The organism is Enterobacter cloacae complex sp. I1M (assembly GCF_014982425.1).
Classification (GTDB): domain Bacteria; phylum Pseudomonadota; class Gammaproteobacteria; order Enterobacterales; family Enterobacteriaceae; genus Enterobacter; species Enterobacter intestinihominis.
Genome location: NZ_JADCLG010000069.1, coordinates 1 through 867 on the forward strand (window position 1 = coordinate 1; position 867 = coordinate 867).

General features: G+C 40.1%; 1 protein-coding gene. It reads right to left on the minus strand.

Going from position 1 to position 867, the window contains the following annotated elements:
- Window positions 1-852, minus strand: an 852-nt coding sequence (locus INF86_RS22240; protein WP_193543948.1) for a winged helix-turn-helix domain-containing protein, incomplete at its 3' end; no start/stop codon positions are given.
- Window positions 853-867: the final 15 nt, after the last annotated feature.

The following is an 867-nucleotide window of genomic DNA, read 5'->3' on the forward strand; positions in this document are numbered from 1 at the left end:
ATGGCTATATACGCTCTTGCAACTGGATAACTTTTTCTTGTTGCCAGCCTGATAACTGCATCTGCTGATGAATAAACGTCCTGCTTCATCAAAAATCAGGCTGTCTTCCTGCTGAGAGATATAAAAGCTTCCTGGGAGGCAAGGTATTGATTCTCTGGCTATCTTTTCAGTTAAGGTGAGTCTCACGGGGAGCAGTTCATGCGCACTTCTGAAAAACATATATACAGGGCAGCTGTCAATCGTACCGACCTGGTATACCCTGGATACTTTCATCTCATTAGTTTTAAGCTGAATATGATAACAAATAAGTAAGAACATGATTAATGACAATGCATTAAGGCCATGAAACCATACTAATCTTTTACTGTTTTTTGTAATGGAAGTCGTACTGTCCTCTTCAGTGCCTGTATCTGTATTAGTCTCTGTAAGAGACATCCCCTGTTCGACCGTGTCAGCTAGAAAATCATCACTGAATGAACGGGTATCCGGAAGCAACAGGTCTTGTTTTTCTGCTCCGGGTTCGATCATTTTCACTTCTACATCTTTGTTCATCACAAAACCGGTACGTGGAATAGTGATGATGATATCGGCTGTTTCACCAAGTAACTGAAAATTTTTTCTAATCAACGATACATATTGTGTAAGTGTATTGTTGGACGCTTTATAACCGTACTCATCCCATACGCAATTGAGGATTTCTTCACGGGTTAAAGTTGACCCCTGATATCTGATAAACAAAGACAGCAACCTTGAGGCCGTTGCTGGAAGAAGGATCGAGTCATAACTCTTACAGTTAGTTAAAGAACACTGAGCGTCATCATAAACAATATTCTCATTGAAAATATAGAGCATAACCCGTCCTTATCC